The sequence below is a fragment of the Flindersiella endophytica genome (assembly GCF_054779015.1).
The window spans coordinates 119,324-145,657 of sequence record NZ_BAAGYY010000019.1 but is presented as its reverse complement, the minus strand read 5'-3'; the positions used below and the strand labels follow the sequence as shown (position 1 = coordinate 145,657).

18 protein-coding genes are annotated in these 26,334 nt (G+C 70.6%); 3 read left to right on the top strand and 15 right to left on the bottom strand.

Annotated features, from left to right (window positions below; genetic code table 11):
• Positions 1–407: 407 nt before the first annotated feature.
• Positions 408–935: a LysM peptidoglycan-binding domain-containing protein gene (locus tag ACYVF6_RS21260; RefSeq protein WP_460523964.1), complete on the bottom strand. Its 528-nt coding sequence runs from the start codon at positions 933–935 to the stop codon at positions 408–410.
• A gap of 246 nt (positions 936–1,181) precedes the next feature.
• On the opposite strand from ACYVF6_RS21260, the gene lexA reads away from it, so the two are divergent.
• The 3 genes from lexA (at position 1,182) to ACYVF6_RS21245 (ending at position 3,214) form a co-directional block, all read left to right on the top strand.
• Positions 1,182–1,928, top strand: coding sequence for a LexA family protein (lexA, locus tag ACYVF6_RS21255; protein WP_460523962.1), 747 nt, complete (start codon positions 1,182–1,184; stop codon positions 1,926–1,928).
• A gap of 111 nt (positions 1,929–2,039) precedes the next feature.
• Positions 2,040–2,873: a hypothetical protein gene (locus ACYVF6_RS21250; protein ID WP_460523960.1), complete on the top strand. Its 834-nt coding sequence runs from the start codon at positions 2,040–2,042 to the stop codon at positions 2,871–2,873.
• An 11-nt stretch (positions 2,874–2,884) separates the two neighbouring features.
• Positions 2,885–3,214, top strand: a complete 330-nt coding sequence (locus ACYVF6_RS21245; RefSeq protein WP_460523958.1) for a TfoX/Sxy family protein — start codon at positions 2,885–2,887, stop codon at positions 3,212–3,214.
• Between the two features lie 31 nt (positions 3,215–3,245).
• Here ACYVF6_RS21245 and ACYVF6_RS21240 read toward each other — a convergent pair whose 3' ends face one another.
• From ACYVF6_RS21240 to ACYVF6_RS21175, 14 genes are all read right to left on the bottom strand, one after another.
• A complete protein-coding gene (locus ACYVF6_RS21240) occupies positions 3,246–4,637 on the bottom strand; it encodes a DUF6519 domain-containing protein (protein ID WP_460523956.1) in 1,392 nt (463 codons plus the stop codon).
• A gap of 23 nt (positions 4,638–4,660) precedes the next feature.
• The gene (locus tag ACYVF6_RS21235) at positions 4,661–6,868 is read right to left on the bottom strand and encodes a hypothetical protein (RefSeq protein WP_460523954.1); all 2,208 of its coding nucleotides are present in this window, start codon (positions 6,866–6,868) and stop codon (positions 4,661–4,663) included.
• Complete coding sequence (locus tag ACYVF6_RS21230) at positions 6,865–10,560, bottom strand: putative baseplate assembly protein (protein WP_460523952.1); 3,696 nt, start codon at positions 10,558–10,560, stop codon at positions 6,865–6,867. The genes ACYVF6_RS21235 and ACYVF6_RS21230 overlap by 4 nt, the downstream gene beginning before the upstream one ends.
• 113 nt (positions 10,561–10,673) lie before the next feature.
• Complete coding sequence (locus ACYVF6_RS21225; RefSeq protein ID WP_460523949.1) at positions 10,674–13,886, bottom strand: baseplate J/gp47 family protein; 3,213 nt, start codon at positions 13,884–13,886, stop codon at positions 10,674–10,676.
• The gene (locus ACYVF6_RS21220) at positions 13,883–14,329 is read right to left on the bottom strand and encodes a GPW/gp25 family protein (RefSeq protein WP_460523946.1); all 447 of its coding nucleotides are present in this window, start codon (positions 14,327–14,329) and stop codon (positions 13,883–13,885) included. Before ACYVF6_RS21220 ends, ACYVF6_RS21225 begins: the two co-directional genes overlap by 4 nt.
• Positions 14,326–14,658: a hypothetical protein gene (locus ACYVF6_RS21215; protein WP_460523944.1), complete on the bottom strand. Its 333-nt coding sequence runs from the start codon at positions 14,656–14,658 to the stop codon at positions 14,326–14,328. Before ACYVF6_RS21215 ends, ACYVF6_RS21220 begins: the two co-directional genes overlap by 4 nt.
• A 22-nt stretch (positions 14,659–14,680) precedes the next feature.
• Positions 14,681–15,193: a phage baseplate assembly protein V gene (locus tag ACYVF6_RS21210; RefSeq protein ID WP_460523942.1), complete on the bottom strand. Its 513-nt coding sequence runs from the start codon at positions 15,191–15,193 to the stop codon at positions 14,681–14,683.
• A gap of 27 nt (positions 15,194–15,220) precedes the next feature.
• Complete coding sequence (locus ACYVF6_RS21205; protein ID WP_460523940.1) at positions 15,221–16,348, bottom strand: hypothetical protein; 1,128 nt, start codon at positions 16,346–16,348, stop codon at positions 15,221–15,223.
• Between the two features lie 7 nt (positions 16,349–16,355).
• Positions 16,356–16,727 carry a LysM peptidoglycan-binding domain-containing protein gene (locus ACYVF6_RS21200; protein ID WP_460523938.1) on the bottom strand — a complete coding sequence of 124 codons (372 nt, stop codon included), beginning with the start codon at positions 16,725–16,727 and terminating at the stop codon, positions 16,356–16,358.
• A gap of 17 nt (positions 16,728–16,744) precedes the next feature.
• Positions 16,745–17,386 carry a hypothetical protein gene (locus ACYVF6_RS21195; protein WP_460523936.1) on the bottom strand — a complete coding sequence of 214 codons (642 nt, stop codon included), beginning with the start codon at positions 17,384–17,386 and terminating at the stop codon, positions 16,745–16,747.
• On the bottom strand, positions 17,383–17,985 hold the full coding sequence (locus ACYVF6_RS21190) for a hypothetical protein (protein ID WP_460523934.1): 603 nt from the start codon (positions 17,983–17,985) through the stop codon (positions 17,383–17,385). The genes ACYVF6_RS21195 and ACYVF6_RS21190 overlap by 4 nt, the downstream gene beginning before the upstream one ends.
• A complete protein-coding gene (locus tag ACYVF6_RS21185) occupies positions 17,982–24,176 on the bottom strand; it encodes an eCIS core domain-containing protein (protein WP_460523932.1) in 6,195 nt (2,064 codons plus the stop codon). The genes ACYVF6_RS21190 and ACYVF6_RS21185 overlap by 4 nt, the downstream gene beginning before the upstream one ends.
• Positions 24,173–24,427 carry a hypothetical protein gene (locus ACYVF6_RS21180; RefSeq protein ID WP_460523930.1) on the bottom strand — a complete coding sequence of 85 codons (255 nt, stop codon included), beginning with the start codon at positions 24,425–24,427 and terminating at the stop codon, positions 24,173–24,175. The genes ACYVF6_RS21185 and ACYVF6_RS21180 overlap by 4 nt, the downstream gene beginning before the upstream one ends.
• Positions 24,418–26,328 (bottom strand): AAA family ATPase, encoded by a 1,911-nt coding sequence (locus ACYVF6_RS21175; RefSeq protein WP_460523928.1) that lies wholly within the window; start codon positions 26,326–26,328, stop codon positions 24,418–24,420. Before ACYVF6_RS21175 ends, ACYVF6_RS21180 begins: the two co-directional genes overlap by 10 nt.
• Positions 26,329–26,334 lie beyond the last annotated feature (6 nt).

Sequence of the window (26,334 nt, the reverse complement as noted above, 5' to 3'; positions counted from 1 at the left end):
CCCGGTTGGTGGCGCGGGCTGGGTAGCCCACTGCTGCGAAATGGCGACGTCCCGCTTGGCGGCGAAACAGTCAGCAGAGTCAGCGAAGATCCGAGGTGGCGATGGCCTTGCGGCGCGGGCGAGATAGCCCGCTGCGGCGAGCCCACGGACGAGGTTCTGCGGTGGCTCGACATGACCGGCGGTGGCTTCTACGGCGCGGGGCGGATGGCGGCCCACTGCGGCGAGCCCACGGACGGGGCTCTGCGGTGGCGCGGCATGACCGGTGGCAGATGGCGGCGCGGGGCGGATGACCCACTGCGGCGGAGGCGCAGGTCGAGGTTGGCGGTGTTGCGGTGGCGGGTGGTTCGGCGCCTAGTGGTGATGCGGCGACCAGGGCTTGGGTTGGGGCGGTTGAGGTTGGTCGGGCATCACCTGGCGTTCGGGGCTGGGACGCGGATGTAGTCGCCCGCGGTGAGGTCGCCGGCGTTGGTGAGGCCGTTGAGCTTGACGATCTGGTCGACCGTGACGCGGACGTCGGCGGTGGGAGCGGCGGACTCGGCGATCTGCCACATGGTCTGGCCCGGCTGGACCTGGACGACCTTGGTCGGGGTGGGGCTGTTCGGGACGGCGGCGCTGACGACTTCGGTCAGGACCAGGCCGAGGCTGCCCGCCACCACCATGACCAGCACCATGAAGGTGATCACCACGGCCCAGCGGCCGCGGGTGGTCAGGCGGAGGCCGGCGGCGCGCAGCGCCTGGTCGCGGCCCTGGTCGTCGATGGTGCAGGAGCGGACTCCGGCGCCAGCCCGTCCGGCGCTGCGACGGCTGGCCGGCGCAACGGGTGCCGGCGCCGGCGCGAGAGCAGGCACCAGCGCGAGCGCCGCCCGCTTCTTCCCGGGCGCGGCCGACCGCAGGGACGGTGCCCAGCCCTGCCGCGTGGCAGCCGATGCGTTCATCTCAAACCTCCAGCGCGTCGAACGACCGTTCGAACGAACGTATGTGCAAAGTTGTACACCAAGCCACCGACAATGGGTACGAAGGCTCGAAAATTCGTTCGATCGGCGTGGCGCGGACAGTCATCAAATTCACCGCGACACGCCAACACGCCGGTCGAACAGATGTTTGAACCAAGCGCGCCGACGGTCTAACGTCAGGTAAGCGAGAACCCACGCCTCAGCTCGGCTGGTTAGGAGACCATCGCAATGCCCAAGCAGACCAGAGCTCGCGAACCGCGGAAGTCGTCGTCCGACGACGCCGGTGGCGAGCCGACCGCTCTCGTACGGGAGCTTCCCGACGGCCCACCCGACGCGACCGGCCTCTCGCTGCGGCAGCGCCGGATCCTCGATTACATCCGCGAGTGTGTGCAGGAGCGCGGCTATCCGCCTTCGATGCGCGAGATCGGCGACCGGGTGGGCTTAACTTCGTCCTCGTCGGTGGCGCACCAGTTGAAGGGCCTGGAGACCAAGGGCTTCATCCGCCGCGACCCGACGCTCCCCCGCGCGATCGAGGTGCTGCAGCCGATCGAGGGCGCGCCGACCGCGTTCGAGGAGGCGGGCTTCGACGAGGCGCATCCGGTGCCGGCGTTCGTGCCGTTGGTCGGCCGGATCGCCGCTGGTGGGCCGATCCTCGCCGAGGAGGCAGTGGAGGAGGTGCTGCCGCTGCCACGCCAGCTCGTCGGCGAAGGCACGCTCTACATGCTGACCGTCAAGGGTGACTCGATGGTCGACGCCGCGATCTGCGAGGGCGATCTGGTCGTCGTACGTCAGCAGCCTGACGCCGAGAACGGCGAGATCGTCGCGGCCATGATCGACGGTGAGGCCACCGTGAAGACGCTCCAACGCAAGGACGGGCATGCGTGGCTGATCCCGCACAATGAGGCGTACGACCCCATCCCTGGAGACGACGCCGTGATCCTCGGTAAGGTCGTCGCCGTCCTACGTCGCGTCTAGAACCGCCCAGCGGCGACGGGACAGCTGTGCTCGCGGAGAGCGCGAGCACATCACCGCTGTCGTCATCGTGTGGGGGACGACCCCCACACCCCCGAGAGCCGAGGGGTGCCCATGTCCGAGCCAGAAACGATCGGGGACGGCAAGCACGAGCCGCCGACCCCCAAAGCACCACTGGACCCGAACGAGGGCAAGAGCCTGACGATCGAGCTGGGTGGGGATGGACACTGGGCACGCATCCCCATCCAGACCGAGCTGTTCGCGCGGGACGACGCGCTCGCCGACAAGGTGACGTCCTACGTCACCAGCACCACCGAGCTGGCCGCCGCCGACAAGCGGTTCCAGGCCGGCTTCGGCCAGAAGTGGTACGTCGTCGTCAGCGAGAAGATCGTGGCGATCTCCCAGGGTCGTTCCTACTTCACCTGGGAGATCAACCCCGGCGCTCCGGCCAAGGTGCTGTCGAAGTTCGTTCAGCGCACGCCCTACGGCATCGGCTTGGGCAGCCCGTGGACGATGCAGCTGGCGATCAACGAGGCCGGGCTGCCGCGGATCGTCGCGGCGGCCGGTGCGAGCGTGGTCGGCAAGCTGCTCGGCCGCAAGGGCTGGTTCTACCAAGTCGCCGGTCACCGGGTGAACGCGATCGACGGCCCCACGTCCTATTCCGCCTATCCGTCCAACGTGTCGGCGAAGCTGCCGCCGAAGGACCCCGACCAGGTGGCCGGCCAGCTCAGTGCGGCCATCCGGGAGGCGGTGCCGGACGAACTGGCGAAGACCTTCGGCGGCACGGTCGTGATCGACTCCAACGACCTCGGCCGTGACGTACTCGGGCACGACACCGACCGGGTGATCGAGTTCTTCTGCGACCTGTTCCGCGACAACCCGTTCGGGCAGGGCCGCCAGCAGACCCCGATCGCGGTCTGCCTGCCGGTGGCCGAGCCGGAAGTCTGAGCCGGATCGGCATGGCCTACGACCACGACCTGGCCGAACGCATCCGCGAGCTCGTCGCCTCCGAAGAGGGGATCGACGAGCGGCGGATGTTCGGCGGCTTGGCGTTCCTGGTCGACGGCACCATGGCGGTGGCCGTCAGCGGCAAGGGCGGCCTGCTGGCTCGGGTAGGCGCCGACAACGCACCCGACCTCATCGACCAGCACGTGCAGCCCGCGATCATGGGCGGACGCGAGATGCGGGGCTGGCTGCGAGTCGACCCCACTGCGGTGGAGAGCGACGACCAGCTCACCGCGTGGGTGCGCCGCAGTGTCTCCTACGCACGGTCCTTGCCGGCCAAGTGACGGCCCTGGCCAGCTAGCCCACGCGAAGCCGTCACCCGGCGATCGGCGTCCAGGTCCTGCGCAGGTCCTGCACCTGCGACGGCTCGGGTCCGGTGACCCACGCCAGCGGCGCGTAGTGATACTGCACGCCCGCTGGACGGGCCAGCAAGGGCTGCCCGAGAGAGTCCACAGGCCACTCGACCGTCCCCGGGATCGTGCGTGCGGGGATCAGCCAGTAGTCACCGGCTCGATAGCGGCCGTCCGCGCCGAACCACACCTGTACGCCGTCCTCCAGGTCGATCCACTGCCCTTCCTTGACCTCGACCGCGCCGTCGAGAAGACGTGGCGCCCCACGCCGGCGGGTCTCGGTGTGGTCCCAGCGCCGCAGGTACGGATGCAGCGACGGCAGCGCGCCCACCGCACCCCGCGGTGGCTCCGAGAGCCGAACCCGGCGCCCGGCCACGTCGATCTCCATCACCTGCGGCAACGGCTCCACCAGGCCGCGCCCGGCCTTCGCGTCGTCCAGGACCTCGATCCAGTCCCCCACGTGCAGGTCGAGTTTGTCGTCGCGCCCCAGAGCCGCCAGCGTGATCCAAGGCCCGGAGACCGACGCGACCGGGAACGTCACCGACCCGTTGTCGCGCGACCACTTGAACGTCGCCCTCCCATCGGCGGAGTCGGCGGTGCCTGCGTGGATCTCCACGCGGTACAGCTGGTTCTCCGGACCACGGAACCGCGAGTCCGGTGCCGTGATGCACGGGTCGTCCTCGACCCGGGCCGGCCGTTCGGCCCGCGCCGCCAGCCACTCCCTGGGAGCCAGCCCGGCCAGCCACCGGTCGAAGGCGGCTTCCGGCTGGTCGTCGTTCCCGAGCTCGAGCCGCACGGGCAGCACCTCCCAGACCGTACGCGCCCGCGCCGCCGTGTCGGGTAGCGCCGAGCCGAGTGCGGTCTCCCGGAGAGACGGGTCCTGGATCGCCGTGACCAGCGTGTCCCACACCTTGAGGTACACGAGGTACGGGAAGTCCGTCGGCAGCCGGTCGTCGTCGATCTCGCGGTCCCGGTAGGCGAACGGCTGGTCCCAATACGACCACGCTTCCGGCGGCGCCTCGGAAGGCGGAGAATCCCCTTCCGGTACGGCCGGAAGGGGCGGCACCCGTGTCGAGTCGACCCGGACCCCGTCGACGTAGTACCGCCCTTCCCCAATCGTCAGATCAGGCGGATCGGCCGGCTGACCGGCCCCGTCCCGAAAGTGCCCGACCAGGAAGCCGCCGCCAGGCCCTCCGTGCGGCCCGATCAGGTCGGCGGCGGTCGTCCGCGCCAGCTGAAGCGCGATCGCGGCCTGCTCGTTGTCCTCGGCGTCCAGCTGCACTCGCCCCTGCTGTGCGAGTACGGCGGAGAAGTGCTGGTCCGGCCGGAACGTCGATCGCGAGAAGTCGCCGTGCATGTGAAATCCCCTCCCAGGAAACCTCAGGAAACAAAGATGATTCCGGTGTCCGAGCCGGCCGGCGAGAACTCCTCGAGCCGCGCCCGCAGGTTGTCCTCCCGTTGCGGTTGGAACAGGTCGTGGAACGCCCCCAGCTCCGAGCTGTCCTCCGCACCGCGGGTGATCTCGACCGCGCACGACCGCGAAAGCTGTGCGTACGCGGGCGTTCCGTAGTCGCGCGAGGTGTACCGCGGCCGCACCCGGAACGCCTCGAGCTCCCGCAACCTCGCCAGGTCGCCCGGCAACACGTCCCCGCTTTCCACCAGCTCCCGCAGCGCCGCCCACACCAGGTCCGGCTCACAGTGGTACCGCCGGGGCGTGCGCGATCCGGGCGTGACGTAACAGAACCGCAGGCAGCCGATCCCCCGCCGCGCGACGTGCATCCGCCCGTCGAACAGGGAGTTCTCGCCGATCCGGACCGCGTGCGTGTGCACCTCCCCGATCACCGTCGCCCGGTACGCGTGCAGGATGGCGTGTGCGTGCTGGCAGTCCGGCGCCGACAGCGCCTCGCGGTCCGATCCGGTCGCGTCCAGGATCGAGTCGGCCAGGTGGATCGGGATCGGATCGGCGTGCACCTCGTCGTTGATGACCAGGATCGTGCCGAGGATGCTCCGCTCGATCTGCACGCACGCCGACGTGTTCTCCAGGACGAGGCTGGGCTCCTCGGGATGCGTCGGCTTGCAGTGCGGTTCGAGCGACCAGCCGGGCACCAGCGTCGAGTGCCGGAGAACGACCGCGCTCAAGGCCCCGGTCACGCTGACCCCGCGACCGGTGACCAGTAGCCCGTTCATCGTGAACCGCCCGGGCGGCCGGTCGTCGTCCTCCGCCGGCGGGTTTCCCCTGACCTGCAAGGAGTCCGGCCGGTTGGAGTACCAGTCCAGTAGCCGGAGTACGGGCCGCACGCCCTCGGCCGCCCGCAGCTCCAGCCGGTCGCCCTGCCCGAGCACGAACTCCAGTTGCTCCTGGTAGGAGCCGCTGTCGACGATCTCGATGATCGCCTCGGGCTGGTCGCCGTGCGCGTTGTCGCGGGTCCAGGCCTCGTACGCGTCGGTGATCCGCGCGAACTCCGCACCCGGCCCGACCTGGTAGACCTTCGCCGCGTTCGGCTCGGAGACCAGGGCGCCCACGCCTCGCCAGTACTCGCCGCCACCGAGGTCGTCGCCGAACGCGTAGTGGTACGTCACCCAGACCCCACGGCGGGGCGCCGACCGCGGCCCGAACGCGATCCGCCCCAGCTCCGGATCGACCAGCACCTGCCCGCGCCGCGCGCGGTAGGTCCAGTCGGTCAGGTCGGCGACCACGATGTCGGCCAGCGGCACCGGGTCGCGCTGCGCGTCCCGCCAGATCGCGAAGCTCTTGCCCGGCCCGTAGTAGTCGGCCAGCCGATCGGCGAGCACGCGCCGGGAGATGAACGCCGGCACGTTCTCCTCGGTCGCGATGTGGGCCGCACCCGGCTCCGCGACCGGCCGGGTAACCAGCGGCACGTCGTTGCCGAGGATCGAGAACGTGAACTGGTTACGTGCCCGGTCGATGCAGTAGGCCGGTGCTCGCGTGATGGAGTACGGCTTCAGCCGCCAGACGAACAAACCGACGTTGGGCACGCCATAGTCACCCTGCCGACGGCTCGACGTCACGCGGGCGGCGGCCGAGCCGTGCCCGAGCGGATCGAACGGCCCACCGGCGAAGTCCAGCAGGTCGCCGCGCCGCAGATCGACGTACCCGAGCCGCGACCGCGACGCGGCCAGCGACTCCGTGGCGCCGAACACCTTCACCGGCTGCGCACCGACCAGCAGCCGGTGGAACTCCACGGCTCGCGCCGGCCAGTCGGCGACCGCCAGTGCCAGCTCCTCCAGCAACGGCAACGTCCCCTTGCGCCGGCGGTTGGCGACGGTGCTCGCGACGTCCCGCCGGGGCGCCAGCCGGGCCGCGAGCGCCGCGGCGGCCGGGCCGCCGGCGGCCAGCGCTTCCTCGTAACCCCGCAGCACTTCGTAACCCACGAGATCCGCGAGGTACGGCACGGCCCAGCGGTCGCTGGTCTCGATGAACCAGTTGTCGTAGAGCTGGTCGATGTCGTCGCGTACGAGGTCGACCTGCTCGCTCAGCACCGCCAACAGGGCCCGCAGCGCGCCACCCGACTCCGCGTCCCGCTTGCGGATATGAACCGGCAGCAGCTCACTCAGCCGATCACTCATCGGATCTCCTTCAGAACAAGCGTGCTCGGCACTGCGGCGGACAGGCTGACCAGCTGGGCCGGCCGGACGCCGGCGAAGACGCGCACCCGCCGGCCGGCAGGTAGCGGATCGGCCGACGAGATGTCGGGGTTGAGCCGCAACAGCTCGGCGACCGTGATGCCGTTCTTCGCCGCCACCAGCGTCAGCGACTCGCCCTCGGCGAGCTCGACGACGTAGGACGCCTCGTCGGCGATCGCCAGCCGGGCAGGCACCGCGTTCTGCGGGGTTGTCAGGGCGGCCGCCAGCTCCTGCAGGCCGACGGGCGTAATGCTCGCGGGTACGCCGGTGAACGCGTCGACGTCCACGTAGTCGACGCCGGGCACCGACTGCGCGGCCGCGATCACCTCCGACAGGTACGCCGGCTGGCCGAGCTCGCGGGCGCCGAAGCCGAGCCGGGCCACCAGCGCCGCGCGTACGACCGGCTCGACCAGCTCCCAGGAGTACGCCGGCGCGACGCGGATGCCGGCCGACACGATCAGCAGGACGAGCTCGCGGACAGCGACCGCGACCGGCAGCTGCGGATCCCCGAACGCGACGAGCGCGGATCGCAACGAGCTGACGAGATCCGAGTCGTCGGCGAGCGGGATGTCGTCGACTCCGGCGACCGTCACGTGTACGAGCTCGCGGCCGCCGGCGACCAGCCGCGCCGCCGACGCACGCCCGATGCCCGCCCGTGCCCGTGCGAAGTCCTCGTAGTCGGGCACCGACACCAGCCGGTCCAGCGCGGAGATCGCCAGCGGGATCTGCCGCCTGGTGGCGGCCGCGTCGTCGGGGTTCGCTCCCCCTGTCGCCGGTCGCGGGTTGGTGACCGCCGTGACACCGAGCGGCCGGGTCAGCGGTGTCGTTATCTTGTCGGCGACGACGTTGCCGGCCTTGCCGAGCCCGACGCGGTAGCGCGCTCGGACGTTCTCCTGCCCGGTCGGCAGCCGGGAGCCGTGCACGCCGTCCCCGAACGTCACGAGGGTACGGCCGTCGTCGCCGGTGCTGGTGACGTAGACCTTCTCGTCCGCGCCGCGGCCTGCCAGGCTGTCGACCTCGTCCCAGCGCACGCCGTCGACCCTGATCTCCAACGTGCTCCTGGCTCCACTGGGGTTGTCGGCCGGCAGCCAGGTGAGCGGGCCCTGGAACAGCCGGAAGCTCTGCCCGGCCTGGCTCGCGTCGCCGCTGCCGATCGGCTCGTCGCGGGTCGCGCCCTGGTCGGCGCGCACGACGTTGCCGAGGATCGACACGGTTTCCCGCCTGTACGTAAAGGCGAGTGGCGTGACCAGCGTGATCGTCGAGTGCACCGAGTCGCCCGGCAACGGTGGCGCGACGTCGTGCTCGAGGCCGGAGATCATCGTGAGCTCGGCCGCCCGTACCCCCGGCGTGTCGGGGATGTCGGTACGTTCGCCGGTCACGACGATCCAGCGGCCGGGCTGCAACCCGTCGTACAACTGGGCCAGCTCGATCGTGTCGCCGAACACGTCGTCGGTGACCGGCTCGGTCGCGACCTCCAGCGCTTCGCCCTTGGAGTAGACCGTGGTGTTGCGGATGTCGGCGAGCGAGCTGTCGTTCTCGTCCAGCCACTCGTCGACCAGAGTCAACTCGGTGACCTTGCCGGTGATCCCGAAGTCGGCCCGCGAGATCACGCGCGACGACTCCACGCGGGTGATGAGCTGACGCAACGTGGGATTTCCCTTGCCGGGCCGGTCGATGACGACCCAGCTACCCGGCCCGATGCCCTGGTAGACCGCATCGAGCGCGAGCACGTCCCTGCTGACCGGCTGCCCACCCGAGCCGATCTCGACCTCGGCGAAGGGGATCTGCCCGCTTCCGGACCGGCGGGCCGTGACGGAGAAGCCGTCGTGGACGTCCTCCTTGACCTGGCCCTCCTCCAGCTCCAACGACAGTTCGTCGCCGTCGGACACCGTGATGGTCACCACGTCCTCGCTGTCGATCGCGGAGAGCGTGACGGTCTGGTTGGGCAACTTGTCGAGATACTCCACCTCGACGCTGGTCACGACCTCGTCCTCGCCGCTTCCGGTTGTCTTCGTGGTCACCCGCGCGCGGCCGGGACCGAAGTTCTCGATCGTGCCGTCGAACGGCAGGAACCGTAGCTGCACCTGCGAGACGTTGTTCTCCGTGAAGGTCAGGAACAGCAGCGACGGGCGCTCGCCGCTGAAGAGGACCTGAGCCGTGACAGCCACGGCGCCGATGAGCGGCCAGTCGACGAACTCCTGGCGTCCAGTGCTGGGGTTGGTGACCTGCCGCAGCGGCGCGGTCGCGCCGAACGGCGTCGCGACGACACGCATCGCCTGCAGGCCGGCCAGTGCGGGCGGCGCGGTGAGGTTGACCTTCGCCCAGGCGTTGTAGAGGTTGCCGAGCCGCGGGTCGAGCGCGGACAGGAGCTGGACACCGGCGTCCGAGCCGGTGCCGAACACCTTCGCGGGATCCAGGACGAGGTTCTTGGCCGATCGCGGCGGGCTGGCCGGCGGCAGCCGCAGCGCGCCCAGCAGAGCAGCCAGGCCGAGCAGCGCGGGATCGTCCGCGGGCGGTTGGCTGCCATTTCCTACGCTGCCGTTCTCGCCGCCACCGCCCGAGAAGCGGTACAGCGCGAGTGCCTCGTACAGCGGCTGGGGCCGAGACTCCTTCGGTCGTTCCTGCGGCGGCTCTAGCAGCGCGACCTGTGCCCGCAGGCCGGCCAGCGCGGCGCCGAGCTCGGTGAGGTACGCCACGACGTTCTCGTACTGGTGCGCCACCTGGAGCGACTCGGCGAGCCGCTCCAGCGCCGTGTCGAGCTCGCTGCCGAACTTGGTCGGCGTGTCGATCTCCTGCTCGTCCTCGGCCGCGGCGCCGGCGGCGAGGTCTTCGTCCGGCAGCTCGGGCAGCCGGGCCACGATGTCGTCCAGCACCTCGACGAAACGGCGGACGATCCGGCTGCGCCCGAACATCTCGTGCTCGTGTGCGTCGGCGACCAGTGTGCGGAACTGCTCGTTGAGCCCGAGGAACGTCGGCAGGCTCGGCCCGGGCAACCCGACCGCCGTGGTGTCGTTGATCGAGTCGATCTCGACGGACTGGACCACGTCCAGGGCCTGGCGTCCCGTCTCGGTGCCGAAGACGAACAGCAGACGATCGCCCGGGTCGAGGTTGGTGCTGGCACCGGCCAGATGCAGGACGCGCCGGTCGATACCTGTCGTACCGAGGTTGACCTGGTACGGCTTGCGGGTGCGGACCTGCAACTGGTTCCAGGAGTTGCGAGCGATCAGGTCCTCCGCGGTCTCGAACGACTGCGGCTCCTCCCCCGGACCCGGGACGCTCTGTGAACGCGCGCCCTGCGGGATCGCGACCGGAACGTCCTCGCCGGTCAGCGGATCACGGTCGACCGTGTACGCGAGATGTACGCCGGCGCCCACGCCGGGCCGCGGGACATGCCCGACCAGCTTGCCCAGCAGGCGAAGCGAGCGCTCCTCGATCGCGGTGCGGAGGTAGCCCTCGACCGCGATCCGCTCGGTGTAGAACGTCAGCAGGTCGCCGAGCACCGCTCCGGTGTCGAGCAGCGCGATCGCCGGATCGTCCGGCCTGCGTACCCGCAGCCCACGCAGTGCGGGATAGGCCGGGCCGGACAGTCGCGACAGCATCGAGGAGAAGAACTGCCCGTGGGTGCCGACTCGCACCGCGATCTCCGTGCGGCCCGGCGGATTGTCCGTCCGTACGGGCGTTTCGGCCTGGACGCCCTGGCAGCAGCCGCAGCCACCGCAGCCGCCGCATCCAGAGTCCGTGCCACAGCTCACCGGCCACCTCCGAGGTTGATCGTGAGCCTGCCGGCCTCGGGCCGGTCAGGATCGTTGTCGAGCTGGGCCACCTCGAGCCCGCCGATGCGCAGCAGGCCTTCCTCCAGTTCGCCCGCTTCCGGGCTGAACAGCCTGCGCAGCTTGGTGACCTGGACGCTGACGACGCCCGGCACCGCGGCCGCGACCGACACCAGCCGGCTGACCCGGACCGGCTCGCCGAACGTCAGCGCGTCCGGATGGAAGAACCCGAGCCGGCCGTCTGCCAGCCGCCGGTTGCCGAGCACCCGGCGCAACGCCGCGCGTACGTGTCCCTCCTGGAATCCGCTCGCGACGCAGGCCAGCAGCTCGAGGTCGATCGGCACCAGCGTGGCCGGCTCGACGATCAGGTCGTGCCCGATCCGCCGGTACGCGTCGAGGAAGCGCGCGACCTTCGCGAGCAGCATCGCGTCGGGCGCACCGGCACCCAGCGGGTCGATCGCGACGTGTACCTCCTGGCCGACTCCACTCCAGCGGATCTCGGCCGCCGCGCGTTGTACGCCGCTCACCCGGCCGGCCAGCTCGGCGTAGTCGGCTGCCGTGACCGCGCGCAGCCGTTGCCGGCGTGGTGACAGCGGTGCGAGCTGGCGTACCTGGTCGAGCGGTTCGGGCTCGGTGCCGCCGGTCGCGGGCAACGGGTTGCGGACCTCGGTCACGCCGTCGTCCATCGCGCCGCAGCACAGCACGAGGTGGTTGATGGCGTCGGCGCCGAGATTGCCGGCGGTGCCGTTGCCGACGCGGTAGCGCACCTTCAACTCCCCACCGGGCGGTGGTTTCGAGCCGTGCTCGCCGTCGCCGAAGCGCAGCGCCAGCCGGCCGTCGTCGTCGAGCTCGCCGACGAACCAGCGGTCCCTCGGCCCCGCTGAGAGCAGGTCGCGGCGCGGCAGCCAGGTGCCGGCGAGCTCGCCGATCGCGTCGTAGGCCTTGACGTGTACGGCGGGCAGCGCGTCGCGAGGGTCCTGGCGGAGCGCGACGGCGGCCGGTCCGGCCAGCCGTTCGCCGGCCGGGTCCAGGCCGGCGGCGAGCGCCTCGCCCCAGGTCTGCGCGATCTCCCAGCCGACGCTCGCGGGGAGTACTTCGCCGCCCTGCGTACGCGCGACCAGCCGGGCCAGCCGGGCGAGCTTGGCCGCGAGCAGTTCGTCGAACCGTGCGATCAGGTGGCGAAGTGCGGTTGCCGGGTGGTGCGCGAGGTCCAGCTCGTCGAGGATCGCCTGCCCGAACAGGATGCGCAGCCACGCGACGTCGTCGTCGTCCAGATCGCCGTCGTGGCGGTCACGATGGTCTCTGCCGTAGTCGCTGTGATCGCTGTGGTCGCTGTCCTCGCTGTGGTCCTCGTCCCTGCCGCCGCCGTGGTCGTGACGGCCGTGGTCGTGGTCCTCGAGCTCCCGCAGCAGGCGTTCGAGCCGCGCTCGCGCCCGGTCGTCGATCGTCGCCAGCACGGCGGCCTGGCCGGCGGAAACCCAACCCGGGCTGGGAAACAGGGTGGCCTGCGTCACGGGCGCGTAGGTCAGGACGGGACGCCAGCGCGACCGTAGCGACGGGTACGAGAGCTGCGCCAGCAACGTCTCCAGCGTGTCGGTCTGCTCGGGCGCGGGTGCGCGGAAGTCGACGGCCGCCCGGTCCAGCGCGGCCTGGCCGACGAGCCGGCGCAGGTCGATGTACGCCTCCTCGTCGAACGGCTCGCCGGCTCGCGTCTGCTCCAGCAACGTGGCGATCAGGTCGCCCGCCGGCCCGCGCTCGGGCCGGTCCGGACAGTAGGGCCCGGGAGCACAGTCGAGCGGCGGCACCGGGGCCGGCGGGACCGGATGCGTTTCCCTGCGGGCGCCGCAGTAGGTCAGGTCGCGCCCGTGATCGGCCAGCACGACGTTGCCGCGGGCCACGGAGATGTTCTCGATCAGCGCGCACTCCGGTCCGCCGACAGCCGACACGCAGACCGGGAACGTCAACGCGTCCTCGGGATCCCAGGCCACGTCGAGGATCGGCTGGTCGTACAGCTTGTCGACGGACCTGCTCACCGACACCAGCCGCACCGCCTGCCGGTGCGTCGGATCGGCGTCGGCAGGTGCGCCGGTACGTGGGCCGAGGACCTCTTCGACGATGAGTACGTCGCCGGGCTTCAGCTTCAGCCGGGCGTCGCCGTCATCGTCATCGGCGTCGGCACAGTCGCGCAGGGTCGCGGAGGTCGCGCCCCGCGGGATGCAGCACTCGGCGTCGCCCCAGGTGTAGAACCGGATCTCGTTATGCGCGGGCCGGATCGTCAGCGCCTCGGCCACAATCGGCTCGAAGATCTCGAAGCGGGCACCGGGCGGCAGCTCTTCCAGCGTCTCGTCGGAGATGACGGGGGCCAGCTCGGGTCGTTCCTTCGGGTCGACCTGGCTCACGTCCAGTGCGACGAACCGCCAGTCGCCCTGCTCCAGCGTGAGTTTGCGATCGGTGGTCAGCGCGACCCACGTACGCGCGTTGCAGCCGTCGTGCATGGCGTAGTCGATCAGTCTCACGTGCCGGCGGACGGAAACGCGGAGGCGGGCGGTGTCGAGATAGGCCTCGGTCGCGGCCGCGTCCTGGTGGTAGCTCAGCTCGTCGCCGACGTACGCCAGCAACTCGACCGCGGTGACGCCGAGGTCGGGGATGTGCCGTTCCTTCCAGTCCGGCACGGTCAGCGTCATGCGGTCGAGCAGCAGCCGGCGCAGCGTGTCGTAGTCCCTTGCGGTGTAGTCGATGACCGGCGGCTCGTGCTGCACGGGCGGGCACGGCTCGGCGGACACGCAGTCCTGGTCGCGCGGGCACTGCGGCTTGAACGTGAAGTCGGCGCAGTGGTAGCGCGGGTCGAACCCGCGCAGCGGCGTGGTGCCCGGCCGGCCGTAGGAGTCCTTCTCCACAACGCACAAGCGATACGTCGAGGTGTCGCCGGAGCGGTCGACGGTGACGAACATCCGGTCGTCGAGCTCGGGATCGTCCTCGCGTTCGATCTGGATGTCGACCACGCGAACGTCGGTGACGCGCCGGCCGCCGTCGATCCGGAGGTTGGCGGGCGACAGGTGCCGGGGCGCCTTGCCCAGGAACGTCACGGTCAGCGTGCTGCCGTCGTCGTGCGCTTCCACGCCGTCGACGCCGTTGCGATGCGCCCGGCGTACGTCGGCCCGGCGTTTGTCGGTAGAGCATTCGATGGTCACGCCGTTCCCCCTTCGAACACGTCGGTCCGCCTGGTGCCGGTCGCCTGGATCACGTAGCTGATGTGGACGCGGAGGACGCTCTCCTCGCTCTCCACCTCGATCAGCTCGATGTCGATGACGTCACCGAGCCAGCGCTGGAGCTGGGCCTGGATCGACAGCTGCAGGGCCGACGCGAGCTCGGGGCTGTTCGGTTCGAACACCAGGTCCAGCAGGCCGCAGCCGAAGTCGGGTCGCCGGACCCGCTCGCCCGGGCTGGTGAACAACAGCAGCTCGATCAGGTGGCGTACGTGGTCGTCGTATCCGACGTCGGCGGTCCGGCCGCGCGCGTCGATCCGGAACGGGAACGCGATGTCGGTCCGGCGCGGCAGCCGGTCCTGCGCCCGGAGTACGACCGCGCGGGCGTCACCTTCGCCTGCTGTGGTTGCGTAACGTTGCTTGCTCACAGCCCCACCACCCGCTGCTGGACGACCGAGACCATCGGCGCGCCCTGCGGAATCTGCTCGGCCGAGACCGTACGGCCCGTCGACGCCTGCAGGAGCGCGGGCGAGCCGTTGATCTTGATGCGGGCCGACGGACTGACCCACTGCACCAGCACACAGGGCTGTGGCTTGTTCCCGACGGTGAACGGGCAGCCGGTGATGGTGTAGACGTCGGCCAGCGTGCTCGCGACCTGACCGCTCACGACCGTGCGGGTCTGCGCCGGCCGGATCGTCGCCTGTCCCCCGTGCGGGCACGTCACGGTCGCGTTGACATGCAGCAGATTGCCTGCCATTGTTCCCTCCCCTTCGACGCTTCTAGGTCACGACCAACGCACCCTGGTTGACGGTGACGGTGTTGCCGACGAGCGTGATCGAGGCACCCTTGCCGTTGTTGAGCAAGATGCCCTGGTCGCTGATGATGAGCGACGCGCCCGAAGGCGTCTTCAACGTGATTCCGGGCCCACCCGGCAGGTCCGACATCACCACGACGTGCTGGCCGTTGGTCTGCAGCACGATGTTGGGCGACTGCGGCGGGCCGACCAGCCCGAGCTTCGGCACCTCGGCGAACGAGCCCCACCAGCAGCCGGTCCAGATCGGGTAGCTCGGATCGCCCTGCTCGAACTCCACCCAGACGCCGGCCCCGATCAACGGCACGACGTACAACCCCATCTGCGTACCGGCGAGCGGGACACACGGCATCGCCCAGGAGGAGACGACATCGCCGAGGACGTCCGGCACCTGAGCCTGGATCCGCCCTCGCTGCTCCGGGTCGATGTTGTTGACGACCTTGCCGCGGTACTTGCCGTAGTGCTTGCCAGGTTCGGGCATGTGGTGGGCCTCCTTTCCGGTCCGGGTCTACGGGATCACTCGTGGAACAAGGGAGATCAGGCCTTCGCGGGCCAGTGTGAAGTTCTGGGTGTAGGCGCCGCGCTGCAGGTTGTGCGTGACGCTCTTGACGTAGTAGAGGCCGTCGTAGGTGATGCCCGCGCCGCGGACGCCGACCAGCTCGCGTGGGCGTAGCACGTGGCCGTAGCGGACGACGTCGAGCTGGCCGGAGCCGCTCACCGCGTCGGCGGACTCGGCGACCTTGGCCAGTGTCTCGGCGAGCGCCTCGGGCGTTTCCTTCTTGGCCGTGTCGTTGATGACTCGTTCTTTCAGGGCCGGAGCGGCCTTCACCGCGAGCGGGGGCCGCAGGATGCTCACCTCCGGCACCGGCAGCGAGACCGAGATCTTGGTGAACGGGATCTGCACGCGCGCCACGGGCTGCTCCCGGGACGAGCCGTCGTAGCCGAACGTCAGCTGGTCGACGTTGGAAGTGTGGTCGCTGTTGACCGTGAGGGCGGGTTGCGGAACGCCGAGCCGCACCTCCGGGCCCCAGTAGCCCTTGCTCACGCCAGGAACCGGCCCGGGGTCGAGATAGAACACGTAGCCGTTGGCCTTGGCCAGCTCGTTGAGATAGCCGAGGTCGGTCGCGTCCTGCGTCTTGATCAGCTTGGTCGGCGACGTGACCTGCGGGATCAGCTCGGGTACGACCAGCGGGACGATGCCGAACTGCGCGTACCGGCCGATGATCGTCAGGGCCTGCGCCGCGGGGGTGAGCGCGGGGTAGAGCTGGGTCCGGTGCTCGAGGTCCATCAGCGCGGTGAGGTCCTCGCCCGTGACCGTCAACGTGGACTGGCCCGGCACGCCGCTGATGCCGACCTCCTGCCGGAGGATCACGCCGTCCATCAGCACCGACAGTGTTCCCTTGACGGTGACCGCCAGGATGACGCGCGTCGGCGGGTCGAACAGGCCGGCGGGCAGCAGGGTCTTGTTGATGATGCCCGACTTCGACAGGTCGAACGACAGCTGGAAGCCGCTGCGCTGCCCTGCCGCCACCGTGACCTGCGCCGACAGCAGGGCCTCCGCGACCGGCAGAGGCACCGGCACGGCGATCTGGCGTCCCATCAGGATGGTCAGCCGCAGCGGCGAGACGTCTGGCATCGTCGGGTCAGCCGTTCGGGCCGTTGACGGTGCCGGCGTTGGCGGGAATGCCTTGCGGCATGGTGATGCGGAGCTTCGTACCCGGCGTCTGAGTCAGCTCGCGCGGATCCAGGCTCGGGTTGGCGTCGGCGACCTGCCACCACGCGCCGGGATCGCCGAGGAACCGGTTGGCGATCAGGTCGAGCCGGTCGCCCTCGCTGACCACATGCTCGTCGATCTGGACCAGCGTCGCCGGCTGCGGCAGGAACCGCCTGGTGAGATAGGGAATCTGCCGCCGCCCGTCCGGCGTGGTGTGCACGGCGGTGGGTGTGGCGTAGTAGCGGCTGGTGCGCGGATAGGGGCTGGGTGCGGGGATCGCGTCCAGCGGTGTGGCGGTCATGGTTCCCCCTCGTCTTCCTAGATGCCCTGGATGCCGAGCTGCTCGAGCCTGCCGGCGGCTGTCGTGCCGCCCAGTCGTTCCTTCTGGGTGAGGTGCGCGAGATAGAGCTCCGCGCCGCGGTGGCCGGCGGGCAGGTCGCTGACCGTCAGAACCCGCAGTCCGATCGAGACGGTCGCCCGGATCGGGTGGAGGTCGAGGTTGAACGCCTCCTCGGTGATGCCGAGCTCGGTGATGCGTACGGGAAGGACGCGCTTGCTGCCCCAGACCCAGAGCGTGAGCGGCATCTCGACAGGGCTGATCTCGAGCGTGCCCGACGCCGACAGCGCGTTGCTGGTCCTGACGGTGGTGCTGGGCGGGTTGAGCAACATCTCGAGGGCGGCGAGCTCGGGATGGATGCCAAGCGGGGCAGGCGTTTCGAGCTGATCGGTGGAGTCGATCTCGGCGACGAACTTCCAGCTCTCGATGGCTGGGCCCTTCAGCCTGAGGGCCTCGGTGCGGTCACCCTGCTGCTCGCCGCCGGCCGCTTGGGGCGCGAGACTGCGTTCGAGCGTCTCGGGATTGAACTGCATCACAATGATCCGCTGCGGCGTCCCCCGGATCGGATCCACGATCACGATGCCGGACCGGATCGGCTTCGGCAGATCAGCGAACCTGGTCATGCGCCACCAATCTCGAACTCGTCGTATGCCCGCAGCGTCGACTTCGCGAGGTCCCGGATCTCGGGGTCGGGTTCGCTCTCCGCGATCGCCTCGAGCGACGGCCGGAACTGGGGCTGCGGAGAGTACGAGCAGGCCAGCACGCCGATCCCCCGCATCTGTGGGTTCTCATCGGTCATCGCCGCGTGGATGACGTCGAAGAAACGCTGGTCGAAGTCCATCGGAGCGCCGATGCCCGCCCGCAGAACCGCGGCTCCACGATCGGGCCCGTCCGGCTGCTCGCTCACCTCGCGAAGCAGGTCGTCGAACGACCAGTGGTCGAGCGCCGCCACCAACTGGGACTCGTAGCCCGCCACCAGTTCGCGGTCGTCCCCGGCGAGATAGGCGTAGCCCTCGTGCGCCACGTTGTCTTCCTGGTAGTGAAAGGTGACAGGCCGGTCGGTCGCCCACATCAGCTCGAACTCCCGGCCCCGGTCCGGATCGGCCTGCTCTCGGCTGATCAGATCCCAGCCCTGCTCGTCGGCGAACCCACTGGCCTGTTCCTCCGGCTCGCCGGCGCGCAGGACATATCGCGGGGTCGCCCTGGGACCAAAGATTGTCAACGTGGGCCTACCTTTCCGATCACGAAGGTGCGCTCGGCTGGGGTCAGGGCGTAGATGACGAACATCCGGTCCCGGATCCGTATCTTGAGCCTGGTCTGGACGTCCTCAGCCGACTTGTCGTCGTCGGTAAGGATATGAAGCGTCTCCACCCAGATCTTGAGCGCGTTGATCTCGGCCTGAGCGAGCTCCCTGGCTCCCTTGGGGGCCGAGTCCAACGTCCGGTTGGGAGCGCGCAGGATCCGGTCGAGATCGCGCGCGTTCTGCTGAGCGCCGGCCGGGCCCATCGGCAGATCCTTCACCAGCTGCGAGAGTTGGGGCGCACCCTTGTCATCCCCCGCCCGGGCGACCGTATCGAGCGCGAGGGCCGAGGTGACGAACGCAGCCGGGTTGCGCCTCGCTTCCGTCTGCACGATCCAGGTCGACAGCTCGTCGGCGACGCCTGCCTCCGCGCCGACCGGTGTGCGACCCTGCAACCGCGCGAGCGCGCCGATCGCGATCCTGCGCTGGCCGGCGGCGTCGTTGCCTGCCAGTTTGGCTGTGAGCTCCGGATAGGTGAGGGCGCGACGCCTGCCGGTCTTCGGATCCTCCATCAGCACCAGCTGGTTCTCGGGTTTGTTGCCCAGCAGTACACGTTTTCCGGACTTGTCGGTGATCCAGCGGCCACCCTGCTTGCGACCGACGTCCTTGCTGTAGCCCTTGCCCTGGTCGAGATAGCGGATGATGCTGGCGGTTCCAGGGTTCGTCTGCGGGTCCCGCGTAATCGCGGCGTGCACGTCCTGACCGCGCGCACCTGGGCGCACCTCGATGAGCTCGCGCTGCTTCTTCGCCGGAAGGCTGGACTCCTCTGCCGGTGTGAGCCGGCGCTTGTTCCTGCTGTTGAACTTGGCGCGCTCGACGTTGGGCGAGGCGGTTCGCTGCCCGGCCGCGATGATCGCCTCGGCCAGCCGGTGCATGTAGGTGACCAGGTCTTTAGGCTCGAACTCGATCCCGTCGATGACGGCGGATACCGGGTTGAGCCGGGCCTCGACGTTGAACCGGTGTGCGCTCGAGGCGACCAGGGCAGACAGCCGGTAGAACAACCGCATCCCGGTCAGGACGCCGCCGAACACGAGCCTGCCGACACCCCGATCCAGCATGCGAGCGAGTCGAGGTTTGATCCGGGCGACGATCCGGGCGAGCCTCTGTTCCTTCGTCTCCTGCGGTTTCTTCTTCCGGTCCTCGCGGCGTTGGCGGCGGCGGTCCTTCGTGCGCTGGCGCCAGTTGCGGAAGCGGTCCCGTTGGCGCTTCAGCGCGTTGCCGAGCCGACGGGCGCTGCGAGCCAGTGCGCGGCCGACCCTCGAGCGGGCGATGCGGCGCCCGACGCGCTTCAGGGTGCGGCCTACGGCGCGGACGGCCGGGCCGACCACGCGCCTGACCGCGGCGCCGGCGCTGCGGACCGCGGTGCCCGCGCGGCGGAGGCCGGTACGTGCGAGCGATCCCGCGCGGCGGGCACCCGAACGAACAGCCCGGCCGGCGGATGCCGCACCCCGGCGAACCGCGGACGCACCGCGGCGGACGCCGGAACGGACGGCCGCCGCGCCTCGGCGCATGCCCGAGCGCGCCGCATTCACCGCGCGGCCCGCCGCGCGGCGCACGGACTTCGCCCCTCGGCCCAAGCCCTTCATGATCTTCTGCGCCAGCGCCTTCAGCCGCCCGCCGACGCCCTTCAAGGCCGAGCCCAATCGCGCCAGCAGGAAGTTCGCGATGAACTCCAGCAACGCCACGACGCCGGCCGCCACCGCCGCGGCGAAGTTGCCGGCGGCCGCAGGCCCGCCGCCCTTCACCGACTTGAGGAACGTGAAGAACTTCGAGAACGCCGCGATGATCCGGCTCACCGTTCCCCACGCGGCCACCAGGCCCTGGATGATGGTCAGGATCGCGCCGGCCGCCGGGATGATCAGCGAGACGAGCTTCTCGATGACCAGCGTGATGATCATCATCGGCAGCGCCTTGATGATGGCCTGCCACGCCATTTGCCCGATCTGCGCGACCGACATGCAGCCCTTGACCAGTACGTTCCACAGCAGCTTGCCGATACCGACGACCGACTCGACTTTCTCGTTGAACCACTGCCGTACGCCGGTCTTGACGGCGTTCCACAGGTGGTTCCGGATGCCGTCCCGCGCGGCGACGCCGAGTTTCTTCAACCAGCCAATGGGATCCGGTGCGATGTCCTTCACCAGCGCCGCGAACTCGCCGAGCAGCTTGATCGCGTTCCGTACGAACTCCAGCGCCCCCATCACCGCCGACCGGACGAAGTTGACGGCGGCCAGCAACGCCTTCTCGTACAGCCGGAGGATCCCGATCAGCGCGTTGGCCATCTTGTCGATCAGCGCGTTGACCGCCTTCTTCAGGCTGTCGGCGGCCTCCTGGACCTTCTGCACGGCTGCGTCGCGCGTGTTCTCGATGAACGTGCGGAACTTGTCGCGGATGCCGGGGAACGCCGCCAGCAGCACACCGCTGATCAGGATCAGCGCGTCGGCGAGCAGGTTGATCAGCCCGATGATCGCGCCGGCCACCTTGTCGATGAGGTCGTTGACGAAGTCCTTGAACGCGTCCTTGATGTCGTTGATCAGCTTGACCGCGGCGTCGAACACGCCCTTGATCGCGTTGACCAGGTCGTCGAACCGGTCCTTGACCCAGCCGACCGCCCGGTCGAACCAGCTCGACGACTCCTCCTTCTTCTCCTGGCGTTCCTTGCGCGCCTTCTCCTCGGCGGCCTTGCGTTCCCGCTCGATCCTGGCGTTCTCGTCGTTCTTCTTCGTCTCGATGCTGGCGTCGGTCTCGGACTTCTTGTCGTAGATGCCCTGCCGTTTCGTGGTGTGCTCGGTGTCGGCCTTGGCCTGTTGCTCCCCGACGACCTTGTCCTGTTCGGCCCGCCACGCGGCGCGCTGCCCGGTCGCCTGTTCCTTCGCCCGCGTACGTTCGAGCGCCTGCTGGTCGCCGTTGGCCGCGATCGCGCGGTCGATCTCCTCCTGGTTGGTCTGCCGCTCCTCCGTCGACTTCGCCGACTTCTCGTCGCCGGCCGTGCCCATCTGCTGGTCGCCCTGCCCGAAGCCGGCCCGCAGCTCCTGGCCCTTCTCCTGCTCCGCCACCAGCGACAGCGACTTCGCGTCCGTCGCCTCCGGCCCGGCGGCGGCCCCTCCACCGGCCGGAGCCGAACGCCCGCGCCGCGTCGCCTGGTGCCCCGGTACGGAGGCTCGCAAGGTCTCGCCGGGCACGTTCGGGTAGATCTGGTCCTCGCCCAACGGCAGGGCGGAGTCCTCCCGGCCGATCGACTGCAGCTCTCCGGTCTGCTCCCGCAGCTGCCGGTTCTGCTCGTCGCCCAGCGCCGGATCGGTCTCGCCCTCGAGCTTCACCTTCGGCGCCGGCCCGACCGTCTGGTGCAGCCGCGCGTCGGTCGTCGGCACACCGTCGACCGCGGCCTGCAAGTTGGTCACCTCGGCCTGGCTGATCTGCCCCTGCCCGTTGCCCGCGATGTTTGGCGCCTGGACGCCGGATGCCGGGTTCGGCCCGGCCGGCGTCGGCGGCGGATGCGCGCGGCGTTGCTCGGCAAGGGCTTCCGGTGTTACGCGGACCAACTGCCGGAGGCTCTGCGCGGCCGGCGGCGCCGACTTCGGCGGATGGTCGAGCGTCTGTGGCGCACCCGAAGGCCGTTGTACGGAAGGCGGACTGGCGGCCAGCTCCTGGTGCTCCTCGCCGGCCGTACGCCCGACCGACTGGTCCACGCCGCCGAGCGCCATGGGCATGTGAGCGGCCGGTAGCTTGCCCACGACGGCCAGCGCCGCCTTCGGTTCCTGCGCCGACACGTCCGGCGGCTCCGCCTGCGCTTCCGGCTCCTCTGCCGCTGCCTCGCCACCACCGCCGGCTCCGCCGGGGGCGACCTCGCCGCCCTGCTCGCCGGCCTCCGTCGTGGGTGGCGCGGCGCCCGCGCAGCCGCCACCTCCGGTCTCGAGCGAGGCGTCCGCGGGCAGCGCTCCCGGCATCGCCGGCCCCTGCTCCACACCCGGACCGGCCGGCTGCTGTTCCAGCCCAGGGCCACCCGGCAACCGCTCCCCCGGTCCGGCCTCGAACCCGGCCTCCGGCCCAGCCCCAGGTCCGGCACCAGGTCCAGCGAGCGCCTGCGTACCCATCGGCCCAGGCGGCTCCGGCTCTGGCCCAGGCGAAGCGCCGCCGGCCAGAGCAGGCGCTTCCTCTGTCGGACCGGCCGGCTCAGCCTGCTCCCCCGGCTCCGCCCGCGGCTCCCGTACGCCCACCGCGGAGTCGGTCTCCATCTCCTCCGGTGGATCCTGCCGCGCGCGGTCCGGCGCCTGTGCGGTCTCCTCCGCCTCGGTTTCCAGCCGGCGGTCGTCGCCGAGATCGTCCTGGCCGGACGACCGGTCCTCCTCCGCGCGCTCCTCACGCTCGGCGTCCTCCTGCTCCGCCGGCTCGGCCTCGACCGGCGGTGGCGCGGGGAAGCTCGGAGCCGGCTTGGGCGCCGGCGGCTCGCCACTCACCGGCAGCCGCAGCTCCTCGTCGGCGGTCGGCACCTGCGAGACGTCGAGGTCGTTCTTCGGTATGGGGTCGGGCGGCGGCTTGTCCTCGCCGGACTCCTCCTCCGCCCGCTCGCTCGCCGCCTCCGGAGACTCCAGCTCGGGCTCGGGTTCCGCGACCTCGGCGTCGGCCGACGGCTCGGTCTCGACGGGCTCTTCCTGCTCGGCCGTCTCCTCGTCCGCGCGCCCACGCCGCTCGTCCAGTCCATGGCTTACCAGCGGCCCCTGTGGGTCCTCGGCCACCTGGTCGGCCCGGTCCTCGCGAACGGACTCCTGGCCACCGGTCGAGTCCCGCGCGGCCGGCGTCGCCTGCGCACCCACCATCGGTGCCAGCCCGGCGGGTGCCGCCTGCACGCCACCAAGCACCGCCGCGGACTCGGCCGCACCGGCAGCCGCGCCCTGCTGCTGCTCGGCCTGCTGGTCCTCGTCCCTGTCCTGGTCCTTCTTCTTGCCCTGGTCCTCCTTGGCCTTGGCCTCGTCCTCCTGCCTGGCCCGCTCGTCCTCCTCCTTCTGCTCGTCTTCCTCCGTACTGTCCTTCTGCTTCTGTTTCTCGGTGTCGTCGCGGCTCTTGTCGTCGTCCTGCTTGGCTTCCGCGCGTTCGTTCTCGTCCTCCTCGGACTGCTCGGACTGGTCGTTCCGCTCCTGGTCGATGTCCGTGTCCTCGGTGGACTGCTGCTCCTCGTCGGGTACGTCCTCGGTCTCGCGGTCGGCTTGTCGCCGGTCGCTCTGCTCGGCTTCGGCGTGGTCCTGTTGCTCGGCCTGCTCCACCTCCGGGCCGCCGATCGGGTCCAGCGGCGCCGGTACGTCGACGGTCGCCGGGGCAGGCCCGGCCGGGGTGTCGACCTTGTCGACCAGCTCCACCACGCGTACGTACTCGGCGGTCGGAAGCCGGATCGACAGCTTGTCGAGCACCGACTCCTTCAACTCGGGCGCGAGCCGGACGAGCTGCAGGCGGACGCGGCCCGACGCGTCGGACGGGTCGCCGCGCAGGTTACGGAGGACGCCGGCGGCCACCCGGTCGACGACGGTGGCGGGGTCGAGCTGCTCGACGCGGCGCTGGTCCGCCGTGAGGGTCGCGAACCGAAGCCACGACGGTCGCGCTCCGATCTGCTCGACCACCCCCGACTCGCCCCGGACGGCCTGTTCTGCCTGGCGTTCGACGAAGTCCTGCGGCAGGCTCACCGCGCCGGGCTCACGACCGAGTCGCAGCGGCCCGGGTGCGTTCGGCACCTGCACGGTGTGCAGCAGCTCGTGGGCCAGCAACGACCGGCCCAGATCCGTCTCGGGGCGGAACTGTCCGGCCGCGAAGAAGATCTCCGTTCCCACCGCGACCGCATCCGCACCCAGCAACGACGTCAGCGCGTCGGCGTCTCGGTCGGCGTGGATGCGGACGCGCGAGAAGTCAAAGGCGGGGGTTCCGGGTATGGCGGAGCAAGTAGAGCCGAGCCGGGCCTCCATCTCACGCCGCAACCCGGCGTCCAGCGGACGTCCTGCCTGGTTGAGGATCTCGGCCGGCATGGGTGGAACGCCGCGCTTGCGCCGGCGCTGCGGCTCGGTCGCGGCGACCCCGGCCGGCTTGCGCCTGGCTTCGGCCTGCTGAGCAGCGGAGATCTTGCTCATGGCCGCTCACCCGAATCGGTCAGCGACGTGTGCACGGCGCGGGCCAGCTCGATGCCGATCCGCCGGGGCGTTCGCGCGTGCGCCGAAACACCTCGCGCCACGTCGATCTCCCGATCGGCTTCCGGCACCGCCGGCGGCTGCTCGCGCAGCAGCCGGGTCAGCTCGCGCTGGAACGACAGCGCGACCCGCTCACCGGCACGCCGGTCGAACCCGTTCAGCACGAGCTCGTCGATGGTCAGCCTCACACCCATCCGGCGACCTCCCCGGGCGTGAGCGCGCGCTCCAGCTTCACGTACTCCGTACGACTGGCCGCCAGCAGATGCCGCATCTGCAGCGCGCAACCCTCGTCGGCCGCCAGGAACGCCGCGGACAAGGCGATGTTGCGGATGCTGCCGCCCGCCACCGTCAGCTGCGCGAGCCGGTCCATGTCGAGCCCGTCGGCGGGAACCTGCCGCGGGATCACCCGGCGCCAGATCTCCGCCCGCTCGGGTGGCGCGGGGAACGGGAAGTCGACGACGAACCGGATCCGCCGCAGGAACGCGGGATCGAGCGACTTCTTCAGGTTCGTCGTGAGCACGGCCAGCCCGCGATAGGCCTCCATCCGCATCAGCAGGTAACTGACCTCGAGGTTGGCGTAGCGGTCGTGGCTGTCCTTGACCTCGCTGCGCTTGCCGAACAGCGCGTCGGCCTCGTCGAACAACAACACCGCGCCGCCGCGTTCGGCCGCGTCGAAGACCCGGCGGAGGTTCTTCTCGGTCTCGCCGATGTACTTGCTGACGACCTGCGACAGGTCGATGACGAACAGGTCGAGCCCCAGCTCGTGGGCAACCACCTCGGCGGCCAGCGTCTTGCCGGTGCCGCTCCCGCCCGCGAACAACGCCGTCACGCCGAGCCCCCGCCGCAGCACGCGGTCGAATCCCCATTGCTGGTAGACGGTTCCACGCTGCCGTACGTGCGCCACGATCTCGTGCAGGATCGTGCTCTGCGGCCCAGGGACCACCAGGGAGTTCCAGCCGGCCTGCGGCTCCACGCGTTGCCCGAGCTCGTCCAGCGCGACCCGGGCGTGCGCCAGCCCGGCCCGCCACGCCGCGTCCACCAAGTCGCCGCCGTCGTCGTTGCGCCGGGCCGTGGCACCTGCGGCCCGGATCACGTGCGCGGGAAGGGAGAACTGTGCGACCAGCGCCTGCAGCGCACCGGCGTCGAGGCCTCCGGCATGTCCGTTCGAAGCCCCGAGTGCGTCTGCCCACAGCTCCTGCTGCTCGGCGGGTTCCAGTCCGGGCACCATGACGCGTTCCCGGATCCGCGTCGACGCGGGCAGCAGATCCGTGCTGGACAAGACGACCGGCACGTTCAGCCCGGCCGCGAACGCGTCGGCCGGCGCCGCCTGCGTGGCATCGGCCACCTCGACCAGCAGGGCCGCCGGCAGCATCACCGCCTCGCGTTCCCAGATCCGCGCCAAGGCGGCCCGCTCACCCGGATCGGCCGGCAGGTGCGCGGCCGCACAGACGTAGAGCGCGAGACCACACTCCGACGCCGCCGCGGCCGCGATCTCCCGCCGGGTCTGCGGGTCGGCGCCCACCAGGTCCCGGTCCCAGGCCTCCGCCAGCAGGCCGGCCACCCTCTGGTGGGAAGCCGGCAGCGCGCCACCATCGGCGGCTAGCGGTCCCACCGGCTCGGCGATGCCCTCCAGCCGTACGTCCGGCTGCGAGACACCGAGCAGGAAGTGCAGGACGCGCTCGTCGATCCGCAGCCTCGACGTGGTGAGCACGCCGCTGTCGTCGAGCTCGAGCAGCCGGTACCGGCGTAGCGGCGCGGCCCGGGTCAGCGCGCTCCAGTGCGGATCGGTCAACGCCGCAAGGGCGAGGGAGAACGTCGGGTACGGCCGCTCGCCGCCGGCTGAGGCACAGCGGCCTGCGGCCGTCGGGTCCAGCTCCATCGCGGCGGCCAGGACGAGAACGTCGGTCTCGAACTCCGTCAGCCCGAAGCACGCGCAGAGCGTCCCCAGCGCGGAGCCGGCGAACTCGTCCGCCACGCTCACGGCCACCGGCTTCGGCGCGTCCGCCGCGTGCGCGTCGACGCGGGCCAGCACGGCGTCCACCGCGGCGAGCACTGCCCGCCGGTGAACGTCGCCCGGTGTGCCGGCCCCCCGCATACCAAA